20 protein-coding genes are annotated in these 19,682 nt (G+C 65.9%); 11 read left to right on the forward strand and 9 right to left on the reverse strand.

The window, feature by feature from the left end; translation table 11 throughout:
- Nucleotides 1-93: 93 nt before the first annotated feature.
- The 3 genes from AC07O3_RS15720 to AC07O3_RS15730 form a co-directional block, all read right to left on the reverse strand.
- A complete protein-coding gene (locus AC07O3_RS15720; protein ID WP_495339759.1) occupies nucleotides 94-1,065 on the reverse strand; it encodes a Bug family tripartite tricarboxylate transporter substrate binding protein in 972 nt (323 codons plus the stop codon).
- Between the two features lie 129 nt (nucleotides 1,066-1,194).
- On the reverse strand, nucleotides 1,195-2,064 hold the full coding sequence (locus AC07O3_RS15725) for an OmpA family protein (RefSeq protein ID WP_495339760.1): 870 nt from the start codon (nucleotides 2,062-2,064) through the stop codon (nucleotides 1,195-1,197).
- 32 nt (nucleotides 2,065-2,096) lie between these two features.
- Nucleotides 2,097-6,308 carry an ESPR-type extended signal peptide-containing protein gene (locus AC07O3_RS15730; RefSeq protein WP_495339761.1) on the reverse strand — a complete coding sequence of 1,404 codons (4,212 nt, stop codon included), beginning with the start codon at nucleotides 6,306-6,308 and terminating at the stop codon, nucleotides 2,097-2,099.
- A 437-nt stretch (nucleotides 6,309-6,745) separates the two neighbouring features.
- Between AC07O3_RS15730 and AC07O3_RS15735 the strand changes: the two genes are divergently transcribed.
- Nucleotides 6,746-7,573, forward strand: coding sequence for a DUF7822 domain-containing protein (locus AC07O3_RS15735; protein ID WP_495339762.1), 828 nt, complete (start codon nucleotides 6,746-6,748; stop codon nucleotides 7,571-7,573).
- Here AC07O3_RS15735 and AC07O3_RS15740 read toward each other — a convergent pair whose 3' ends face one another.
- The 6 genes from AC07O3_RS15740 to flgA form a co-directional block, all read right to left on the reverse strand.
- A complete protein-coding gene (locus AC07O3_RS15740; RefSeq protein WP_495339763.1) occupies nucleotides 7,574-8,365 on the reverse strand; it encodes a 4'-phosphopantetheinyl transferase family protein in 792 nt (263 codons plus the stop codon).
- 270 nt (nucleotides 8,366-8,635) lie between these two features.
- Nucleotides 8,636-9,478, reverse strand: a complete 843-nt coding sequence (locus AC07O3_RS15745; RefSeq protein WP_495339764.1) for a winged helix-turn-helix domain-containing protein — start codon at nucleotides 9,476-9,478, stop codon at nucleotides 8,636-8,638.
- 50 nt (nucleotides 9,479-9,528) lie between these two features.
- Entirely contained in the window at nucleotides 9,529-9,951 is a 423-nt protein-coding gene (locus AC07O3_RS15750) for a YadA-like family protein (protein ID WP_495339765.1), read from the reverse strand.
- A gap of 5 nt (nucleotides 9,952-9,956) precedes the next feature.
- On the reverse strand, nucleotides 9,957-10,415 hold the full coding sequence (locus AC07O3_RS15755; protein WP_495339766.1) for a flagella synthesis protein FlgN: 459 nt from the start codon (nucleotides 10,413-10,415) through the stop codon (nucleotides 9,957-9,959).
- Complete coding sequence (gene flgM / locus AC07O3_RS15760) at nucleotides 10,412-10,735, reverse strand: flagellar biosynthesis anti-sigma factor FlgM (RefSeq protein WP_093178608.1); 324 nt, start codon at nucleotides 10,733-10,735, stop codon at nucleotides 10,412-10,414. The genes AC07O3_RS15755 and flgM overlap by 4 nt, the downstream gene beginning before the upstream one ends.
- A 74-nt stretch (nucleotides 10,736-10,809) precedes the next feature.
- On the reverse strand, nucleotides 10,810-11,508 hold the full coding sequence (gene flgA / locus AC07O3_RS15765; protein ID WP_495339767.1) for a flagellar basal body P-ring formation chaperone FlgA: 699 nt from the start codon (nucleotides 11,506-11,508) through the stop codon (nucleotides 10,810-10,812).
- Nucleotides 11,509-11,728: 220 nt separating this feature from the next.
- On the opposite strand from flgA, the gene flgB reads away from it, so the two are divergent.
- The 10 genes from flgB (at nucleotide 11,729) to AC07O3_RS15815 (ending at nucleotide 19,648) form a co-directional block, all read left to right on the forward strand.
- On the forward strand, nucleotides 11,729-12,139 hold the full coding sequence (gene flgB, locus AC07O3_RS15770) for a flagellar basal body rod protein FlgB (RefSeq protein WP_093057952.1): 411 nt from the start codon (nucleotides 11,729-11,731) through the stop codon (nucleotides 12,137-12,139).
- Between the two features lie 45 nt (nucleotides 12,140-12,184).
- Nucleotides 12,185-12,586: a flagellar basal body rod protein FlgC gene (gene flgC / locus AC07O3_RS15775; protein WP_495339768.1), complete on the forward strand. Its 402-nt coding sequence runs from the start codon at nucleotides 12,185-12,187 to the stop codon at nucleotides 12,584-12,586.
- Nucleotides 12,587-12,636: 50 nt separating this feature from the next.
- Nucleotides 12,637-13,320, forward strand: coding sequence for a flagellar hook assembly protein FlgD (locus AC07O3_RS15780; RefSeq protein ID WP_093057950.1), 684 nt, complete (start codon nucleotides 12,637-12,639; stop codon nucleotides 13,318-13,320).
- A 49-nt stretch (nucleotides 13,321-13,369) separates the two neighbouring features.
- The gene (gene flgE / locus AC07O3_RS15785) at nucleotides 13,370-14,590 is read left to right on the forward strand and encodes a flagellar hook protein FlgE (protein ID WP_093057949.1); all 1,221 of its coding nucleotides are present in this window, start codon (nucleotides 13,370-13,372) and stop codon (nucleotides 14,588-14,590) included.
- Between the two features lie 43 nt (nucleotides 14,591-14,633).
- A complete protein-coding gene (gene flgF, locus AC07O3_RS15790; RefSeq protein WP_093057948.1) occupies nucleotides 14,634-15,380 on the forward strand; it encodes a flagellar basal-body rod protein FlgF in 747 nt (248 codons plus the stop codon).
- A 53-nt stretch (nucleotides 15,381-15,433) separates the two neighbouring features.
- Nucleotides 15,434-16,216, forward strand: coding sequence for a flagellar basal-body rod protein FlgG (flgG, locus tag AC07O3_RS15795; protein ID WP_093077317.1), 783 nt, complete (start codon nucleotides 15,434-15,436; stop codon nucleotides 16,214-16,216).
- Nucleotides 16,216-16,929: a flagellar basal body L-ring protein FlgH gene (locus tag AC07O3_RS15800; protein ID WP_371127402.1), complete on the forward strand. Its 714-nt coding sequence runs from the start codon at nucleotides 16,216-16,218 to the stop codon at nucleotides 16,927-16,929. The genes flgG and AC07O3_RS15800 overlap by 1 nt, the downstream gene beginning before the upstream one ends.
- Nucleotides 16,930-17,048: 119 nt before the next feature.
- Complete coding sequence (locus tag AC07O3_RS15805) at nucleotides 17,049-18,140, forward strand: flagellar basal body P-ring protein FlgI (protein ID WP_093178601.1); 1,092 nt, start codon at nucleotides 17,049-17,051, stop codon at nucleotides 18,138-18,140.
- 10 nt (nucleotides 18,141-18,150) lie between these two features.
- Entirely contained in the window at nucleotides 18,151-19,131 is a 981-nt protein-coding gene (gene flgJ, locus AC07O3_RS15810; protein ID WP_495339769.1) for a flagellar assembly peptidoglycan hydrolase FlgJ, read from the forward strand.
- A gap of 34 nt (nucleotides 19,132-19,165) precedes the next feature.
- Nucleotides 19,166-19,648: a chemotaxis protein CheW gene (locus AC07O3_RS15815; RefSeq protein WP_258353368.1), complete on the forward strand. Its 483-nt coding sequence runs from the start codon at nucleotides 19,166-19,168 to the stop codon at nucleotides 19,646-19,648.
- The last annotated feature ends 34 nt before the right edge of the window (nucleotides 19,649-19,682 follow it).

Raw genomic sequence — 19,682 nt, forward strand, 5'->3', positions numbered from 1 at the left:
TCAGCGCGTGGTGCTTGCGCTGCAAGCACCACGGCGTGAAAACCTCAGAAGAAGAATGGGGAGCGGCGTTCGTTCAGCCGCGCCGGGGCATCGTCAGTCGATGCGTATGCCCTTGGCCTTGATCAGCCGGCCCATGGTCTGGGCCTCGCGTTCGATGATGGCGCGGGTGTCGGCGGAATTCGTCGTCATCGGCTCCAGTCCGGCATCGGCGATCTGCCGCGCCATCTCCGGCGAACGCGTCACGGTGGTGATTGCCCGGTTCAATTGCTCGACGATGGCCTCGGGCGTGCGCGCGGGCACCCAGAAGCCGAGCCAGGTCGACACGTCGTAACCGGGATAGCGCTCTGCAACGGTCGGCACGTCGGGCAGTGCCGCGCTGCGCTGGCTGCCGGTATAGGCCAGTGCCTTCACCCGGCCCGCCTTGATGTTCGGCAATGCCGAGATCGGGGGCTCGAAGCCCAGCATCACCTGCCCACCGATCACATCGGGCATGGCGCCCTGCTTGTAGGGAACGTGCAGCATCTCGATGGACGCTGCTTCCTGCAGCAGCTCAAAGCCCAGGTGCGAGGTGCTGCCCGAGCCGTAAGACGCGAAGCTCACGTGACCCGGCTGGCGCTTGGCCAGTGCGACCAGTTCTTCCGTATTGCGCGCGGGCACCGCGTTGTTCGCCACGATGAATGAGCCGCCCTTGAGTGCCTGCGTCACAGGCACAAGATCTTCCTTCGGGTTGTAGGGAAGCTTCGAGAGGAGAAACGGCGTCATCGCGAACGGGTTGCTCGTCGAGAACAGCACCGTGTAGCCGTCGGGCGTTGCCTTGGCCACCGCGTCCGTGCCGATGGTCGACAGTGCGCCCGGTTTGTTCTCCACGATCACGGGCACCTTCAGCAATCGCGAGAGCTGGTCGGCATAGCTGCGCGCGAAGATGTCGGAGCCGACGCCGGGTGGCGTTGGCGTCACGATCTTGATGGCTCGTTGGGGCCATGGCGCGCTCTGTGCAAGCGCAGTGCCCATGATGCATTGCAAGCCGGCGGCCCATAGCAAAGCCAGAGTGGTGATCCTCTTCATATGTCTCGTCTCCTGATAGTTGTGGGCGCATCCTAGGGAGACAAATCCATATCTGGAAATACTCATTCGAGATGCTTTTTTATACCTCCTTCGTATTGATGAATGAGTATGCGAGGCCCGCCGAAGAGTTCAGCGCTGCGCGAAGACCTCGATCTCGACGCGGCGGTTCGGCGCGAGACAGTCGATCAGCTCTGCCCGCCGTGTCTGCGCGCATTGCACCTTCGGTTCCGACTCGCCCTTGCCCTGCACCTGCATGTTCTGCGCGGGCACGCCAGCTTGCACGAGGTAGTCGCGTACGGTGTTGGCGCGCGCCAGCGAGAGCGCCTGGTTGTAGGTGCTGCTGCCGAGCCGGTCGGTGTGGCCAGTGACCCTGATCGTGTCCACCGATTTGACGCTGCCCTTGATGTCGCTTGCCAGGGCGTCCAGCTTGCGTCGCCCTTCAGGCAGCAAGTCGGCCAGCGAGCGGCCGTCGAAGCGGAAGAGGCCGTCGGCACCGAGCGTCGTCTTCGCAGGAGCAACCGCCGGCTGAGCGGCCGCGGCAGGCCTCGTCACCACGGTTGGCTTGAGCACATCCGCGCAGCCCGGCCCCTTCCAGTACATCCCGTTGGTCAGCACGTCTGCATTGAAGCGAACCATGTACTGGCAGGTGATGTACTCCGGGCCCGCACCCGTGCGGAAGTGAAAGATGTAGTTCCATTCGCGCACGCCGCCCAGCCCTTCGCTGAAGTGCGGAAAACTCAGCAGTTCGCGTACCTGGTCTTTGCCCAGGCCGGTGCGCATGTTGCGCAAGGCCTCGACGCTCGGGAACGCGCCCTGCTGCCATTTGGCCGAGTTCAGCGCGGGAAAGTCTTCGTCCTTCGGCGGCGCCGGGTTCTCCGAAGCGGCTCGGGCCTGCATCTCCGGCGTGATGGTGTAGCTCGGGCTGGCGCAGCCGCCGGCCAGCAGTGCCGCGAGGCAGAGAACAGTGAAAGGGGCCTTGGCTTGAAGAAGCTTGTTCATGATGGGGTGCGTCCAGTTCATTCGTACGGCGATCAGTTGAAGACCCATTCCGCGCCTACGGTGGCGCCCACGCCGGCACGGCTGGTGGCCACGCCGCCGGTGATGCTCCAGGCGTTGTTCTCGGATGTGCGCCGGAAGCTGACGCCCACCGCGCTCTGGCCCTTGAAGGAGCCCGCGCCGATGCGCATGACCGTCTTTCCCGGAACGTAGCTTCCGGGCATCTGCAGCGCCATGGCCGCGGCAACGCCTGCATAGGCGTTCTTCTCGACTCCGTCGAGGCGGTCGCTGAGGGCGTTGATGCGGTTGTTCAGGCCGCCGCTGACCGCATTGAGCTGGTTGACGTTGACCGCGTCGGTGCCCGCCACGCCCGGCGCCACGTTGTGCACGGTGACGGGGCCGGTGGCATTGCTGCCGCCCATGGTCACGCTGTTGTAGTTGGTCGTGCCGTCCGCGTTGGTGTCGTACTTGACCGTCGACTGATCGATCACTGCCACCTGGCCTTGCACGCCCCGCAGTTGCGAGACGTTGACCGCGTCGCTGTCGGCCGTGCCCGCGGCCACGCCGGTGATCTGGCGGAACTGGCCGCTGGCGGCATTGCCCACCGACACGGCCGCCAGCGTGCTGGTGGTCGCGCCTATGGCGATGCGCTGCGCGTCGGTGGCGGTGGGCGGCACATAGCCTGCCACGCCTGCCGCAGTCGAAGCCACCGAGCCAGCTCCCAGCGCCACGCCGCCGGCCTGTGTCACGCTGGTGCCCGCGCCCAGCGCCACGCCCTGCACCGCGGCGGCCGACGACTGCGTGCCCAGCGCGATGGAGTCGGCCAGGTGCGAGGTTGCACCCTGGCCGATTGCAATGCCGCCCGGTGCGCTCTGCTGCACGATGGCGCCATTGCCGATGCCCACGCCGTTGTTGCCGTTGACCACCGTCTGCGGGCCGACCGCCACCGATTCCGTGCCGATGGCCAGCGAGTCGGCCGCCGTGGAGTTGGCGTGGAAGTACTGAATGGGCGTGACGGCAAACGACTGCAGCGCGCCGCTGAGCTGGCGCACCGTGACGGCGTCCTGCGCCTGCGTGCCGTCGGCCACGTTGGTGATCTGGCGGTAGGTGGTGGCGCTGCCGACGGAGAGGGCGCCGAGCAGCGTACGGTCGGTCGTGTTGAAGGGGATCAGCGAACTGCCCGCGGGGATGTTGCCGGTGCTGCCTGCGACTGCGCGGTCGGAGACGGAGCCTGAACCGATGGCCACGGAGCCGGCGACAGTTGCACTCGCATCCTTGCCCGATGCGATGGCATCGGCGCCAGTCGCGCCGAGGTTGTCTTCGTTGCCGCCACCGGTCGAGTTGACGCTGTAGTACCTGGTCTTGTTGGCTGTGACCGTGGTGCTGAGGTTCTCGATCGACTGGTTGGTGGCAAACAGCTGCGAGCCGTTGATGGCATCGGTCGAAGAGCCGGAAATACTGCCGGCCGCCACGTTGGTGATCGTGCGCTCGGCGCCCACCGCGCCGACGCTGACTGTGCTCGTCGGCGTAGTGCCGGCAAAGTTGTAGGTCGTGCCGTTGATGGTGGTGCTGGCCGTGCCGACTGCCACGCCCGTCGTGGAGCCGGAGCCCAGTGCCACGTCGCCAGCGTTGTTGGCCACTGCGTTCGGTCCGATGGCGACTGAATTCGTCCCCAGCGCCTGCGAGTCGGCCAGCGTCGAATTGGCGTGGAAGTACTTGATGCCCGCGCCGGTGTTGATGTCGTTGATCGTGTTGCCAAGGACGGTGATGTCGGTCGTGTTCTTGGTGACCTGCAGATTCGTTGCATTCAACTGCGAGCCGTTGACCGCATCTGTCGACGTGTTGGAGAGCCTGCCGGCCGCCACGTTGGTGATCGTGCGCTCGGCACCCACTGCACCGACGCTCACCGTCGAGGCCGGTGTCGTGCCGGCAAAGTTATAGGTCGTGCCGCCGATCACGGCGCTGGCCGTGCCGACTGCCACGTCCGTCGTGGACCCCGAGCCCAGCGCCACGGCGCCGGCGTTGTTGGCTACCGCGTTCGGGCCGATGGCGACGGAATCCGTCCCCACCGCTTGCGAATCGGGCAGGGTCGAGTTCGCGTGGAAGTACTTGATGCCCGCGCCGGCGTTGATGTTGGTGATGTCGTTCGTGTTCTTCGTGACCTGCTGGTTCGTGCCGAACAGCTGCGAGCCGTTGATCGCATCGGTCGACGTGTCGGAGATGCGGCCAGCCGCGACATTGGTGATGGTGCGCTCCGCACCCGAAGCGCCGACGCTGACCGTGCTCGTCGGCGTGGTGCCGGCAAATTTGTAGGTCGTGCCGCCGACCACGGCGTTGGGCGTGCCGACCGCCACGTCCGTCGTGGAGCCCGAGCCCAGCGCCACGTCGCGAGCATTATTCGCCACTGCCGTGTCGCCGAACGCGACCGCGCCCGCGGCCAGCGCCTTGCTGGTGCTGCCGATGGCCACGCTGCCCTGGCCGACCACGGTGTTCTGGTAGCCGATGCCGACTGCGCCCTGAGCCGCCGTGCCGGGCACGCTCACATCCTGGCCGCCGCCGCCGACCTTGTTGGTGTTGCCCATGGCCACCGAGCCGTTGCCGGTGGCGGTGTTGTCCAGGCCATTCGCGATCGCGCCGTTGCCGGTGGCGGTGTTCGGGTCGCCGATCGCCACGGCGCCATTGCCGCTGGCGACGTTGCCGGAGCCGATGGCTACCGCCTTGCCGCCGGTGGCCCTGGAACTGTTGCCGATCGCGACTGCATCGGCGGAGTCGGCGACGGTGTTGGTGCCCATCGCTATCGCATTGAGCGCCGAGGCATTGGCGCTGTTGCCGATAGCGACCGCCTGCGCTGCGGACGCATTGGCGAGTGCGCCCACTGCAGTAGCGTTCTGGCCGCTCGCTGCTGTGCCGAATCCCAGTGCGGTTGCGCGCGTGACGGTTGCCGCAGCGTTGTTGCCCATCGCCACGGTCCCGTCGGCCGCGGCGTTGGCTCCCGACCCCGCCGCGACCGAGCCGACGCCACTCGATAGGGCTTGGTTGCCCATGGCCAGCGAGAAATCCGCCGAAGCATTGGCGAGGTTGCCGAGCGCTGCCGAGCTTGTTCCTGCCGCGTTGGCCGACGTGCCGATGGCTGCGGCATCGGCGCCTACGGCGTTGCTCCCCCAGCCGCCAGCGAACCCGCGCAAGCCGCTGGCCGTCGAGCTGACACCGACCGCTGTGGAGTTCGCTCCCGAAGCATTGGCAAAGGTGCCCAGGGCGCTGGCGCCGGCCGCGGTGGCATTGGCGGAAGCGCCGAGCGCGACAGCATTGACGTTGTTTGCGAGCGTGCCCGTCCCCAGCGCCATTGCAGAGGTACCCGAAGCGACCGCAGTCGACCCGACAGCCACTGCGCTTTGTCCGGTCGCCTGGCTCTGGAAGCCCATGGCTGTGGTGTTGAGCTGGGACGCCGTCACATCCGTGCCGATGGCGACGGCGCCGACTGCAGTGGCCCCCGTTCCCGCGCCGGTACGCGAGCCGATGTAGACCGAATTCAGCTGGGACGCGATCGACTGGAAGCCGACGGCGATGGCGTTCTGAGCGCTTGCGGTTGCGGTGTTGCCCTGGGCAACGGAATCCAATGCGGCCGCATTTGCCTGGAATCCAAGGGCGAGGCTGCGCAACCCGGTTGCTCTCGCGGTAACGCCGATGGAGGTTGCGTTATCCCCGCTGGTGAGGGCCTGACTGCCAACGGCGATGGCATTGCCGCCGCTTGCTGTCACGTCCGTGCCGATTCCGATGGAGCCCCCACCCAGTGCGCCCGTGGTGGGCCCGGTGCGGGCGCCCAGATAGATGGAGTTGACGCCCGCGGTATAGGCCTGAAAGCCCAGAGAAATGGAATTCTGTGCAGAGCTGAGGGCGTTGTACCCCACTGCGAGCCCGCCGAGTTGCTGGGCTTGCGAGAGCGAACCAAGCGCCGTGGCCCCGATCCCCGAAGCCTTGGAGCTGAGGCCCATGCATGAAGCGGTGTCGTTGTACGCGTTGAAAGGCGCCCCGCTGCAGTCCACCGACTGCGCCTGCGCCAGCGAGGACCACCCGGCCCCGCCCATCGCCAGCAGCGCCGTCATGAGCCCCGCGCGCAGGCGCCCCGACGGAGGCAACGAAAGCGCGGCGCGACTCCCGCCGCGCTTGCCGCAGGCACGGGTGTTTTCCGACGCCGCTACCCAGGCGCCAAGAGATTCGTTCCAGAGCGAGCGATAAGTTGTGTTCATGAGCCCCATCCATCCGTTGGAAAACTATTGAATGGTCGTGAGGCCATTCCACTTAAGAAACACTTGGAAATTATTATTTCTAAATAAATCTTAAAAGGAGGGCGGGTATTTGCAACTAGCCATGTCGCATTTTGGAGTCATTGTGTCAAATTGATTTGTATTTTAAATCGAGCGTTATCGATGAATAGTAATATGAAAATACTAGTGAATTAAATGAATATCACAGTTGTTTTATTTTTTCAATGTAGTTATTTTTCTGAATCACTATTTTGATATCGGTGGCAACAAAAAAGTGATTCCTCTTATTGGTGCGTATTTGATTTTGTTGAAGTTTTTTCTTAATTTCAGGTTTCCTGGGAATAGTCATTCAGCCGGGCCTACCTCCTAGAATCGGGCAGTAGCGCTCGAACAATGGCGCGCGAATCAGGGAGTTCCAGATGGCCAACCGTTCCTATCTCTACAGCGTCAGCAATCGGCCCGGCGCATATGCCGACCGCCCGGAAACAATTTCGGGCCTGTCCGAATGGCCTTACGACGTGCCGTTCATATACAGGCTTCTCATGTCGGGCGATCCGCAGCTGTGTGCCTCGCTGGTGTCGGATGGCTTCGATGACGACGAGCCGGAGCACAAGGTCAGGCTCCATGCGATCAGCAGCATCTTCGATCCGGGCTTCGAGCGCGTGCGGCGCTTCATCGACATCGTGCGGTTTCTCCTTGCGGCGCAAGCATCAGCACCCGAGCCGCAACCTGCCGTTTCAGCGCAGCCGGTGTCTTTCCTCGGGCGTCTCAAGCGGCTGGTTTCGCCACAGACAGAAGCGGCCCCTGCTGTACCGGCGAGTGCGTCCACGGCGCCGGTGCATCTGCCCATCTGGCTTGACGAGACGATCGCCTTCCTCGAAGCCCATCGCGACCGCTACCTGCTGCTGGAGACGATCGAGCTCGACACCATGTCCGAATCAGATGAGGCGGCGCTGCGAGCCTGCGTGGAGCAAGAGATCGCGCGGTGTCTGCGCGTGGGCGCCGCCATCGATGCCCTGCCGGCCGACATTGCCGAGGCGGGGCGACAGCTGAAACAGGCGACCACGCAGAAGTGCGCCGCCCCGCTCGACGCCTTTTTCGGGCTGCGGCTGGACGATGACTGCGACAGCACCCGCACCGGCGCCACGGAGCATCCGCTCGGCTTGCAGTGGTCGGAGGTGCTGTATTTCGGCCTGTGGAACCGGGCCGAATTCGAGGCGGAGCGCGGCCAATCAGCCAGTCAGTAGTCAGCTGCCTGCTGACCGGCGCGTCACCGTGCCCTGAAATTCCCCGAAGGACGCAAGCAGCGGCGTTGCCTTCCGGCACAGGATCTGCACGTCTTGCGATTGAGTTCGCTCAAGACAGAGGGCCACAGCGTGCGCGTTGTCCGGCTGAAGCTGCCAGAACTGCCAGCGCGCTGCGGAATCCTCGAGGCCGTCCTCGAAGTCGATTGCCACGCGATTGGCGTCGTCGAAGCTGAAGGAAAACCGGTCCAGCGGCAGAGACAGCCCCATTCCGCGCGCCTTGATATAGCTTTCCTTGAGCGTCCAGAGATCCCAGAAGCGTGAAGGCTGAAGCCCGGCCGGAAGCTGCTGCAGCACCTTCGCCTCCCTGGCGGAGAAGAAGTTCTCCGCAATCTCCAGCGGGGCGGCCCTTGCCGTGTGCTCGACGTCCACGCCCACTTCGCGCTCCACTGTCAGCGCCGCCACGATGAGCGAGGCGCTGTGCGAAATATTGAAGCGAAGGCGCTGCGCCTGCGGCAGTGCATTGGCGATCCGGGGGCGTCCATAAGCGTTGTTCTCGAATTGCCAGTCCTGCGGGGCGATGGGCGCATAGCAGGAGAGAAGCGAGCGGATCAGCCCCCGCGTCATGAGATAGCGGCGCCGGTCCCGGGCGAAGTGAAAGCGCCCGTGCCTTTCGCGCTCTTCGGGCGCCAGCAGGGCCATGCCCTTTTCTTCGCAGGTGGCGTCGTCGTCCTGTTCGGGGACGTACAGGTGCCACAGGTGAACCTGGTGCGAGTCGATCTGCAGTTGTTGCATCCGCAATTCTTGCTCGGGTGGCGCGATCTTCCATGACGCCAGCGCTCTTATTTTCCGGCCTTCAGTTCGGCTTAAGGTTGCCGGCTGATACTCGGGTGGACGGTCTGCTGGCGTTGGTAGAGGTCGCTCAGGCACCCGCCCATTGGTGGCGGTTCCTCGAGGCTGGCGATCGTCACATTTTCAAGTGGCCCCGTTTCCGCGCCCGGTATTTCGTCGACGAATGGACGACCCGGCGTCGCCGCGGGGACGATTCCCAGGCCTGACAGGCTCCTATGCCCGGGCCTGGGAGGCCCGGGAGATTGCCCCCAGCCAGATCGGCTCGTTCGACGTGTCCGGAAATCCCGAGTCGTCCACGGTGCCTGCAATCGGCGAGCCCGGCACATGGCGAAGCTCGTAGCCCCGTCCGTACACCGAGTGCAGCATGAACTCGCTGTCCTTGTGCAGCGACAGCTTGCGGCGGATGTTCGCCACGCAGCAGTCGAGCACCCGGCTCCTGCGCTCGACCTGCGAGTCCATCCACAGCGAGCCCAGCAGCCAGTCGCGCTCCAGCAGCCGGCCGGTATTGCGAAACAGCAGCAGCGCCAGCTCGAATTCGCGCGGCTTCAGGCGGATGTCCTGCCCCTTGTGCACCACCACCTTGCGGCTGCCGATGAACTGGTAGTCGCCGAACAGCGCATTCACCGATGGCGGATGCAGCAGCGTCTCATTGCGCCGCAGCGCTTCGCGCACGCGCAGTTCCACCTCGAAGTCGTCGACCGGCAGCACCGCGAAATCGATGCTCGCGCCCTGCGCTTCGGGCTCCGCTGCCTGCAGCACCTCGGCCAGCAGCTCGCGCTGCAGCGCATTGGCGACCAGGAAGATCGGCAGGCGCAGCGCCTTGCACATCGACGTCAGCACCGGCCACGCGCCCTCGTCCTTCAGCACCACCAGCAACAGGTCGAAGTGGCTCCCTTGCGTGCCGCGCGTTACCGCGCGCAGAAAGTCGTCGCTGCTGTCGAAGGAAACCGGCGCGCAGCCCATCAGGCTCAGCCGTTGTCCCCATGCCTGCGCCTGGGCCTCGTCGCAACCCACCATGGCCACCTGGCGCGAGCCGCCGTGAGCGTCGTTGTTCATGATGTCGAGGGGTTCCGTGTGTTGGTGATGGTGAGGGTGGAAGGGCTGCTTCAGCGGTCGCCCGCGCGCGGCAGCTTCCAGCCGATGCCGGCGTTGAAGCCCCAGTCCCGGCCTGCATTGGCGATGGCCATGCCCCAGGCCATCTGCCCGTCGCCCGACAGGGTCTTGAAGCCGAGGCTCGCCGCCGTGTAGCCCTTGTAGGTGCCGACGGCCAGGCCCACCGTCTTCTCGCCGGGGTAGAGCGTGGGCACGTACGCAGCCGTCATAGCCACGGCCATCGCCGTACCTGAGTACGCGATGCGCTCCACGTCGCGCAGGGCAGCGGGCACCTGTTGCAGCTGGCCGAGGTTGACCGCGTCGCCCGGCAGGACGCCCGGCGCCACGTTGGTGACAAGCACGCCGTCTGCCGCGCTCGCCACGCCATGCAGGGCGGTGGCGCACAGCCACAGCATGACCAGCAGCCCGGCCCGCACGGCGATCAGCCCGCCGCGAGGCGGTTGCCGCTGCCCGCCTGTGTCTTGCGCACGCCGTCCGGTCCGTAGAACAGCTGCGCGCTGGCCTGCAGGAAGTGCAGGGCCTGTTGCGTGAAATCGAGATGCGCGTAGACCATCGAGCCGTTGCGCAGGTTGTGGCCTCTTGCCTGCCCGGCAAGCTCCAGCAGTGCAGCCCAGGCTTGCGCCACGTCCGCGCCGCCGGCTGCTGCGGCAGCATCGGCACCCACGCGGCCAGGCTCGAAGCCCAGCGCCGCCTGCATGGCTTCGCGCTGCGTGTCCAGCTCGGCCATGCGGTCGAGCAGCACGGTCTTCTGGCCGGCAATGGCCGCCAGGTCGGTGAACGCGCCGTCCGACATTGCCTGGGCCTCGCGGTCCAGCACCGACAGGAATTCCTCGATGCAGGCACTCTCGGTGCGCAGGTGGGTCAGCAGGGTGGGCTTCATTCGTTGCCGCCCTTGCCGCTGTTCGGGTCGAGCCTGGGGTCGAGCAGGTCTCGCACGCTTGCCAGCAGGCCGTCGGCGATGCGCTCGGGGCGGATCTGGTAGCGCCCCGCGCGGATGTCCTCGCGGATCGCCGCCACGCGGGCCGCATCGAAATCGCTGGCAGTGCCTGCGGCGCTGGGCAGCGAATGAACGTGCGCGGAAGCCGGCGCCGCCTCCTTGGGGCGCTGGGCGGCATCGGCGCCGGTCACCGTAGCCGCGCCCGGCGCGGGCGTTGGGCGATGAGGGGGCGTGGCCGAAGGGGCGGGTTGATCGATTTTCAAGGTGATTCCTCAGGGGCTGACCCGTATATCGGCAGCTTGGGCAAGAACTTTAGGCAGGGCGTGCACGAAGCTGCTTACTGGGCGAGCTGGATCTGTCCCTCTTCGTCCGCCACGCCGCTGACCAGCCGCCCGTCGCGGGTCTTGGCCTGCACCACGGCACCGACGACGGCCCCGGTCATGGCCTTGCCCTCGGTGCTGACGACGAAGCCCTGGCCCTGCGCCACGACTTTCACCGCCTGCCCCTGCTGGATGACGGTAACGCCGCGTACCAGCTCCTTGCGCAGCGGCGCGCCCGGCGCCACCCGGTTGACCGTCACCACGCCGGCCAGCTCGGCCGCGCTGGTGATGACCGAGCGCGGCAGCCGCGTGAGGTCGCCGGTGCGCTCGGTAACGTCGCCCGCACCCAGCGGTCGGCCCGAATCGATGGCGCGCGCGGCCACGAAATAGCTGCCTTCCACCGCGACGTGTGCCTGCACGTAGCGCGTCCACGGCCGCTCCGCCTGGCAGCGAACGCCCACCGACACGCGCCCCCAGGGTGTCGCGCCCGGCGGCAGAAAGGCTTCGGGCGCATCGCAGGCGGGCAGGTTGGAGGTGCTGCGTGCGTCGATGTTGATCGTCACCTTGCCCGGCAAGCCCGCCGTCTGCACCCGCAGGTATTTCTCGATGACCGTATTGACATCGGCGGCATTGGCAGCGGCGGCGAACGCGGACGCCATGCACACCATGGCCACCAGTGCCGGCAGGCTGCGGTTGCGAAGCTTGAAGAGGGTCATCGGGTGTGTCGGAAAAGAGGGCCTGGATTGCGGCGCGCCACAGCAAGAGGGCGCATGCCGCCGCCCGGAAATTCTAGAAATCCGCCCGCCGATCGAAGGTGCGAGCAGCAGGCGAAAACCCCCTTTGTTCGGGCGATTGCAAACGCGATGCATGCATAGACTCGCTTTCCATCTGTCGCTGCGCTTGCGCATTGGCGACGCCTCAACGGATGGAAAAAAGATGATCGACAAGCTGGATGCGGCGCTTCGTTTCAACCGCGAAGCCCTCAACCTCCGCGCCGAGCGCCAGGAAGTGCTCGCGGCCAATATCGCCCATGCAGACACGCCCAACTACAAGGCGCGCGACTTCGACTTCGGCTCGCGCCTGAGCGAAGCCGTCGAGCGCGGCCGCGCGTCGGCGCAGTCGGTGTCGCTGGCCACTACCTCGTCGCGCCACCTTGCAGGGCAGGCGCAAGCCGCGTCCGACAAAGACCTGCTCTACCGCGTGCCCAACCAGTCGAGCCTCGACGGCAACACCGTCGAGATGGACGTCGAGCGCATCGCCTTTGCCGACAACGCGCTGCGCTACGAATCCAACCTCACCGTCATCAACTCGAAGATCAAGTCGCTGCTCTCGGCGATCCAGCAGTAACAAGAAAGAAGAGCGGCCGCCACCATGCCCTTCAACAGCACTTCCATGAACATCTTCAACGTGGCGGGCTCCGCCATGACCGCGCAATCGCAGCGCATGAACGTGACCGCCAGCAACATGGCCAACGCCGAGAGCGTGGCCGGCCCCGACGGCATGCCCTATCGCGCGAAGCAGGTGGTGTTCCAGGTCGAGCCGTCGGCATACGGCGCCGGGGACATCGGCGGCGTCAAGGTCGCGGGCGTCATCGAAGACCAGTCGCTGCCGCGGCTCGTGTTCGATCCGAAGAGCCCGCACGCCAACGCCGAAGGCTACGTGGCGATGCCCAACGTCAACGTGGTCGAAGAGATGACCAACATGATTTCCGCCTCGCGCAGCTACCAGGCCAACGTCGAGGTGCTCAACACGGCCAAGACGCTGATGGTCAAGACGCTGTCCATCGGCCAGTAAACCTCTCGCCAGATTCATCAGATTCACCAGAACAGAACAGGCACCACGCCATGGCCATCTCCGACACCTCGTCCATCACCGGTCAGAACGCCACTTCAGCGGCGACCAGCAGCAACGTCTCGAACGAAGACAGCGAGCAGCGCTTTCTCAAGCTGCTCGTCACGCAGCTGAACAACCAGGACCCGCTCAACCCGATGCAGAACGCCGAGCTCACCTCGCAGCTCGCGCAGATGAGCACCGTGAGCGGCATCGAGAAGCTCAACAGCACGCTCTCCGGCCTGGTGAACCAGACCAGCTCCAACCAGCTGCTGCAGGCCACCTCGCTGATTGGCTACAACGTGCTGTCGCCGGGCGACACGCTCACCACCAAGGCTCCCGAAGAGGGCAAGGAACCTGCCTCGCAGGCCTTTGCCGTGGAGCTGCCGGGCACCGCCTCCGACGTCGACATCAAGATCGTCGACGGCACTGGCAAGGTTGTTCGCACCATCAGCGCCGGCTCCATGACCGAAGGCGTCAATGCCGTCACATGGGACGGCAAGGACGACACGGGCGCCGTGGTGCCCGCGGGCGCTTACCGCTTCACCGTCGAAGCCACCAACGGTAGCGCGACCGTGAAGGCCACCTCGCTCACCTTCTCGCAGGTGGCCGCGGTCAAGCAGGGCACCAACGGGGTCTCGCTCGAACTGATGACGGGCAACAACATCAGCCTGTCCGACGTGCGGCTGTTCCTCTGAGCTTTTTTCTCAAAACGCATTCAACGCAGCATCGAACCAAGGAACCAACATGGCTTTTTCCCAGGGCATCAGCGGACTCGGCGTGGCCGCAGCCAACCTCGACGTCATCGGCAACAACATCGCCAACTCGGGCACCGTCGGCTTCAAGTCGGCCGCCGCCACCTTCCAGGACGTGTACGCGGGCTCGCGCGTCGGCCTGGGCGCATCGGTGTCGGGTGTGACGCAGAACTTCACGCAGGGCGTGACGCAGTCGAGCAGCCGCCCGCTGGATGTGGCCATCCTCAACGGCGACGGCTTCTTCCGCCTGAGCAGCCCCAGCGGTGAAGTCATGTACTCGCGCAACGGCCAGTTCACGCGCGACAAGGACGGCTACATCGTCAACGCATCGGGCCTGCGCCTCACCGGCTTCGGCGTGAACGCCAGCGGCGGCATCAGCGGCGGCACGCCGGCGGCCATCCAGATCCCGACCGCGGCCATGACGCCCAAGGCCACGACCGGCATCAACGCCGAGTTCAACCTCGACGCGCGCCTCACCACGCCCACCAAGACGCCCTTCAACGCGGCCGACTCCGACACCTTCAACTACTCGAACGCCGTCGGTCCCATCTACGACTCGCTGGGCAACCCGCACGACGTGTCCGTGTACTTCGTGAAGAGCGCCACCCCCGCCAACACCTGGAGCGTGTACGGCACCTCCGACGGCGCGGCGCTCAACGCCGGCGCAGCGCTCACCACGCTGACCTTCGACTCCGCCGGCAAGATGACCGCGCCGGCCAACGGCCAGCTGAACATCGGCCCGATCACCTTCACCAACGGCGCCGCGGCGCTGAGCGCCACGGTCGACCTTTCGGGCACCACGCAGTTCGGCGCGGCCAACGCCATGAGCAAGCTCGCGCAGGACGGCTACCGCTCGGGCGAACTCACCTCGTTCTCGATCAACGCCGACGGCACCATCACCGGCAAGTTCTCCAACGAACAGACCAAGCTGCTGGGCCAGATCGTGCTGTCGTCGTTCGCCAACCCGAACGGCCTGGAGCCCAAGGGCGACAACGTGTGGGCCGAAACACAGGCCTCGGGCAATGCGCTCACCGGCACCCCGGGCGAAGGCACCAAGCTCGGCGCGCTGCAGTCGGGCGCGCTCGAGTCGTCCAACGTCGACCTCACCTCCGAGCTGGTCAACCTGATCGTCGCGCAGCGCAACTACCAGGCCAACGCGCAGACCGTGAAGACGCAGGACCAGGTCATGCAGACGCTGATGAACATCCGCTGACGCGGCAACAGCAACGCAGAACGACTGACACCAGGAGCACCCAGTGGATCGAATGTTGTATGTCGCCATGAGCGGCGCCAAGCAGGTCATGGAACAGCAGGCCTCGGTTGCCAACAACATGGCGAACGTTTCTACGCCGGGCTTCCGCGCGCAGATTGCCAACTTCCGCGCGGTGCCCGTGGTCGGCCAGGAGGCGCCCACGCGCGCCTTCGTGGCGGCCACCACGCCCGGCGCCGACTTCACCCACGGCCCGCTGACCGAAACCGGCCGCGAACTCGACGTGGCCGTGAGCGGCGAGGGCTGGCTGGTGGTGCAGACGGCCGATGGCGGCGAGGCCTACACCCGCGTGGGCAACCTGCAGATCAGCGCCGACGGCCAGCTCACCACCATGGGCGGGCGCCCGGTGGTCGGCGACAACGGCGCGCTCACCGTTCCGCCCGGCTCCAGCGTGAGCATTGCCACCAACGGGCTGGTGGGTTCGCGCGACGCATCTTCGACCACGCTCACGGGCATTGCCGAAGTGGGCCGCCTCAAGCTGGTCAACCCGCCCGTCGCCGATCTCGAACGCGGCGACGACGGCCTGTTCCGCATGCGCGCCGGCCAGCCGCCCGCCGAGGCCGACGAGGCCGTCACGCTGGTCACCGGCGTGGTCGAGGGCAGCAACGTCAACCCGGTCGAGGCCATGGTGGCAATGATCGCCAACGCGCGCAGCTTCGAGATGCAGATGAAGTCGCTGCAGACCGCCGACACCAACGCGCAGGCGGCCAACAAGCTGCTGGCCTACGGCTGATCCGCTGATCCGTAGCAGCCCGCCCCGCAACACACCCGCAGGATTCTTCAAAAATGATTCGCTCCCTCTACATCGCCAAGACCGGCCTCGACGCGCAGCAGACGCAGCTCGACGTGGTTTCGAACAACCTCGCCAACGTCGGCACCACCGGCTTCAAGCGCAGCCGCGCCGTGTTCGAAGACCTGGTCTACCAGAACCTGCGCCAGGTCGGCGGCCAGTCGTCGGACCAGACCCGCCTGCCTTCGGGCCTGCAGGTCGGCACCGGCGTGCACGTGGTCGCCACCGAGCGCATCCACTCGCAAGGCAACCTCACCAAGACCGACAAGCCTACCGACGTGGCCATCAACGGCAGCGGTTTCTTCCAGGTGCTGATGCCCGACGGCACCACCTCGTACACGCGCGACGGCTCGTTCCAGACCGACCGCGACGGCCAGCTCGTTACGGCCAGCGGCTTTCCCGTGCAGCCGGCCATCACCATTCCGGCCAACGCCACCAGCATCACCGTGGGCCGCGACGGCATCGTCTCGGTGGTGCAGGCGGGCAGCACGAACACCGTGCAGGTCGGCCAGCTTCAGCTTGCGACGTTCGTCAATCCGACGGGCCTGCAGAGCAAGGGCGAGAACCTGTATGCGGAAACCGACGCTTCCGGTGCGCCCAACCAGGTGAACCCCGGCATCGACGGCGCTGGCGTGCTGAGCCAGGGCTACGTCGAAGCCTCGAACGTGAACGTGGTGGAAGAGCTGGTCAACATGATCGCGACGCAGCGTTCGTACGAAATCAACAGCAAGGCGGTCCAGACTTCGGACCAGATGCTGCAGCGCCTGGCCCAGCTGTGATGTTGCGGGGTGTGCGTCTTCTTCGTGGGAGTGGCGCGGCCGCGAGGGCGCTGCTGCTGCTTGCCGCCGCAGTGCTGGCCACGGGCTGCGCGCAGATTCCGCGCGAGCCGCTGGTGCACCAGCCGATGACGGCGCGCGCCGACAACTACGCGGCAATGCAGCCGCGCCGCGCGCCCGGCGCGATCTTCCAGGACGGCCCCGGCGCCAACGCGCTGTTCGAAGACCGCCGCCCGCGCAACGTCGGCGACATCCTGACCATCGTCATCAGCGAGAAGGTCAACGCCACCAAGAATTCCGGCGCCAACGCCAGCCGCACGGGCAGCACGACGGGCGTGTTCTCCGCGATTCCCAAGCTCATCGGCGGCCTGCTCGACGGGCAGGGCACGAATCTCTCGGGCACCAACAAGCTCGACGCCAAGGGCGGGGCCAACGCCAACAACACCTTCAACGGCGTGATCACGGTCACGGTGACGGACGTGATGGGCAACGGCAACCTGCTGGTGAGTGGCGAGAAGCAGATGGGCATCAACCAGGGCACCGAGTACATCCGCTTCTCGGGCGTGGTGAACCCGCGCACCGTGTCGGGCAACAACACCGTGCCTTCGACGCTGGTGGCCGATGCGCGCATCGAGTACTCGGCCAAGGGCTACATCGACGAGGCGCAGACCATGGGATGGATGCAGCGCATCTTCCTCAACGTCATGCCATTTTGAATATGAAAAACCCCCAGGCTTCGCGCACTTCGTGTCGCTACTCCCCCCCCCTTGCAGGGGGCAATGCCTGCGGCCCGGCGAAGCCGGTTCCGCGGCATTCCACGAATTTTTCGGCTCGCTTGCGCATCGCGGCGTTGGCCGTGTTGGGTGCTTTGTTTTTTGCGCCTGTGCATGCGGAGCGGCTCAAGGAGCTCGCCAGCATTCAGGGCGTGCGGGACAACCCGTTGATCGGGTACGGGCTGATGGTGGGTCTGGACGGCACTGGCGACCAGACTATGCAGACGCCGTTCACCACGCAGAGCCTGAACAACATGCTGCAGCAGCTGGGCATCACGATTCCGCAGGGCGTGAACATGCAGCTGAAGAACGTGGCGGCGGTGATGGTGACGGCCACGCTGCCTTCGTTCGCGCGGCCGGGGCAGAACATCGACGTGACTGTTTCTTCGATGGGCAATGCGAAGAGCCTGCGCGGGGGCACGCTGCTGATGACGCCGCTGAAGGGTGTCGATGGGGCGACCTATGCGGTGGCGCAGGGGAACATGGTGGTCGGCGGCGCGGGTGCCGCGGCCAACGGGAGCAAGGTGCAGGTCAACCAGCTGAGCTCAGGTCGCATTCCGGCTGGCGCGCTGGTGGAGCGCACTGTGGAAGCGCCTGTTGGTGCCGAAGGCACGTTCTCGATCGAGCTCAACCGGTCGGACTTCGGCACCACGCAGCGCGCGGTCGATGCAATCAACCGGCAGTTCGGTTCGGGCACGGCCGAGGCGGTCGATGCGCGTTCGATTCGCGTGCGTGCGCCGGAGCCGCAGCAGCGCGTGGGTTTTCTCGCGCGGCTCGAAGATATTGAAGTGACGCCCACGCAAGCCGGGGCCCGGGTGGTGGTCAATGCGCGCACCGGGTCGGTGGTGATGAACCAGGCCGTTCGCGTGAAGGACTGCGCCGTTGCGCATGGCAACCTGTCGGTGGTCATCAACACCGAGCCAGTCATCAGCCAGCCGGGAGCGCTTTCGGGCGGCAGCACGGTGGTGGCGCAGACATCGCAGATCTCGGTGAACCAGGGCGGCGGCGCGATCCAGATGGTGCGCGGCGGTGCTTCGCTGTCGGACGTGGTGAAGGGCCTCAACAGCCTGGGCGCGAATCCGCAGGACCTGGTGTCCATCCTCCAGGCCATGAAGTCGGCCGGCGCACTGAGCGCCGAGCTGGAAATCATCTGAGGTCGATGCGATGACGCTACCGGCCACCACCGACCGCAGCGGCGCGCTCGACCAGCGCTTCGCGCTCGACGTGCAGGGCGTCGATGCCCTGCGGCGCACCGTGCGCACCTCGCCGGAAGAAGGGCTGCAGCAGGTCTCGCGGCAGTTCGAGGCGCTGTTCATGAGCATGGTGCTCAAGAGCATGCGCGAGGCAACGCCCTCCAGCGGGCTGTTCGAGAGCCAGGACCAGAAGGTGTATCTCTCGATGTTCGACCAGCAGCTCACGCAGAACCTTTCGGGGCGCGGCGTGGGGCTGGCCGAGGCCATGCTCGCGCAGCTGCGGCGCAGCATGCCGTCGGGTCCGCCCGATGCGGATGCCGACGCCGAAATCGGCACCAAGCCCATGTCGCTCGAACCGCGCGGCGGCTTGCCGTACGGTCCGCGCGCGGGCATTCCCATTGGCTCGGCACCGACCGCCCGCGTGGGGGCCGACCTGAGCGTCTATCAATTCAACAGCGAGCGCCGCGCACCCGGTGCTGGTAGTGCGAATGCCTCGCTGCAGGGGCAGGTCGATGATTTCGTCGGCCGCATGGGCGCTTCCGCGCAGGCTGCCAGCACGGCCAGCGGCGTGCCCGCGCCGCTGATCCTTGCGCAGGCCGCGCTCGAGTCCGGCTGGGGCAAGCGGGAGATTCGCGCCGACGACGGCACGCAGAGTTTCAACCTGTTCGGCATCAAGGCCGACCGCAGCTGGAAGGGCGCAACGGTCGAAACCACCACCACCGAATACGTCGACGGCGAGCCGCAGAAGGTGCGCGCCAAGTTCCGCGCCTACGCCTCGTACGAAGAAGCCTTCACCGACTACGCGCGCTTCATCACCCGCAACCCGCGCTACGCGAACGTGCTGGCCACCGACGACCCGACCGAGGCCGCGCACGGCCTGCAGCGCGCGGGCTACGCCACCGATCCGCGCTACGGCGAGAAGCTCGTTCGCATCATGCAGAAATTCGGGTGAGCCGCGCTCGCGCACACCACATCAAGGAAACCCCATGGCAAAGACCCAAGAAACCGCAGCAGGCAGCCGCCTGGAGGTCGTGACCTTCAAGCTGGGCGAAGAGGAATACGGCATAGACATCCAGAAGGTGCAGGAGCTGCGCGGCTACGACGCGGTGACGCGCATTGCCAATGCACCGGAGTACATCAAGGGTGTGGTGAACCTGCGCGGGATCATCGTGCCGATCATCGACATGCGCATCAAGTTCAAGCTGGGCGACCCGACGTACGACCAGTTCACGGTGGTGATCGTGCTGAACATCGCAGGTCGCGTGGTGGGCATGGTGGTGGACAGCGTGTCGGACGTGATCACGCTGACGGGCGAGCAGATCAAGCCGGCGCCGGAGATGGGCTCGGTGCTGGACGCGGACTACCTGATCGGGCTGGGCACGCTGGACGAGCGGATGCTGATCCTGGTGGACATCGACCGGCTGATGTCCAGCGACGAGATGGGCCTCGTCGAAAAGATCGCCGCCTGACGGCCGAGCGCGCACGCCAACGCCAATCAGAACA

The sequence above is a fragment of the Variovorax sp. GW821-FHT09D05 genome (assembly GCF_059416325.1).

Coding starts and splice junctions, on each gene's coding strand:
- flgB (WP_093057952.1), top strand. CDS start 11,729: ATGATCGACAAGCTGGATGCGGCGCTTCGTTTCAACCGCGAAGCCCTC.
- flgA (WP_495339767.1), bottom strand. CDS start 11,508: ATGACCCTCTTCAAGCTTCGCAACCGCAGCCTGCCGGCACTGGTGGCC.
- AC07O3_RS15800 (WP_371127402.1), top strand. CDS start 16,216: ATGTTGCGGGGTGTGCGTCTTCTTCGTGGGAGTGGCGCGGCCGCGAGG.
- flgC (WP_495339768.1), top strand. CDS start 12,185: ATGAACATCTTCAACGTGGCGGGCTCCGCCATGACCGCGCAATCGCAG.
- flgG (WP_093077317.1), top strand. CDS start 15,434: ATGATTCGCTCCCTCTACATCGCCAAGACCGGCCTCGACGCGCAGCAG.
- AC07O3_RS15815 (WP_258353368.1), top strand. CDS start 19,166: ATGGCAAAGACCCAAGAAACCGCAGCAGGCAGCCGCCTGGAGGTCGTG.
- AC07O3_RS15780 (WP_093057950.1), top strand. CDS start 12,637: ATGGCCATCTCCGACACCTCGTCCATCACCGGTCAGAACGCCACTTCA.
- AC07O3_RS15730 (WP_495339761.1), bottom strand. CDS start 6,308: ATGAACACAACTTATCGCTCGCTCTGGAACGAATCTCTTGGCGCCTGG.
- AC07O3_RS15735 (WP_495339762.1), top strand. CDS start 6,746: ATGGCCAACCGTTCCTATCTCTACAGCGTCAGCAATCGGCCCGGCGCA.
- AC07O3_RS15745 (WP_495339764.1), bottom strand. CDS start 9,478: ATGAACAACGACGCTCACGGCGGCTCGCGCCAGGTGGCCATGGTGGGT.
- AC07O3_RS15720 (WP_495339759.1), bottom strand. CDS start 1,065: ATGAAGAGGATCACCACTCTGGCTTTGCTATGGGCCGCCGGCTTGCAA.
- AC07O3_RS15725 (WP_495339760.1), bottom strand. CDS start 2,064: ATGAACAAGCTTCTTCAAGCCAAGGCCCCTTTCACTGTTCTCTGCCTC.
- flgJ (WP_495339769.1), top strand. CDS start 18,151: ATGACGCTACCGGCCACCACCGACCGCAGCGGCGCGCTCGACCAGCGC.
- AC07O3_RS15740 (WP_495339763.1), bottom strand. CDS start 8,365: ATGCAACAACTGCAGATCGACTCGCACCAGGTTCACCTGTGGCACCTG.
- flgE (WP_093057949.1), top strand. CDS start 13,370: ATGGCTTTTTCCCAGGGCATCAGCGGACTCGGCGTGGCCGCAGCCAAC.
- AC07O3_RS15755 (WP_495339766.1), bottom strand. CDS start 10,415: ATGAAGCCCACCCTGCTGACCCACCTGCGCACCGAGAGTGCCTGCATC.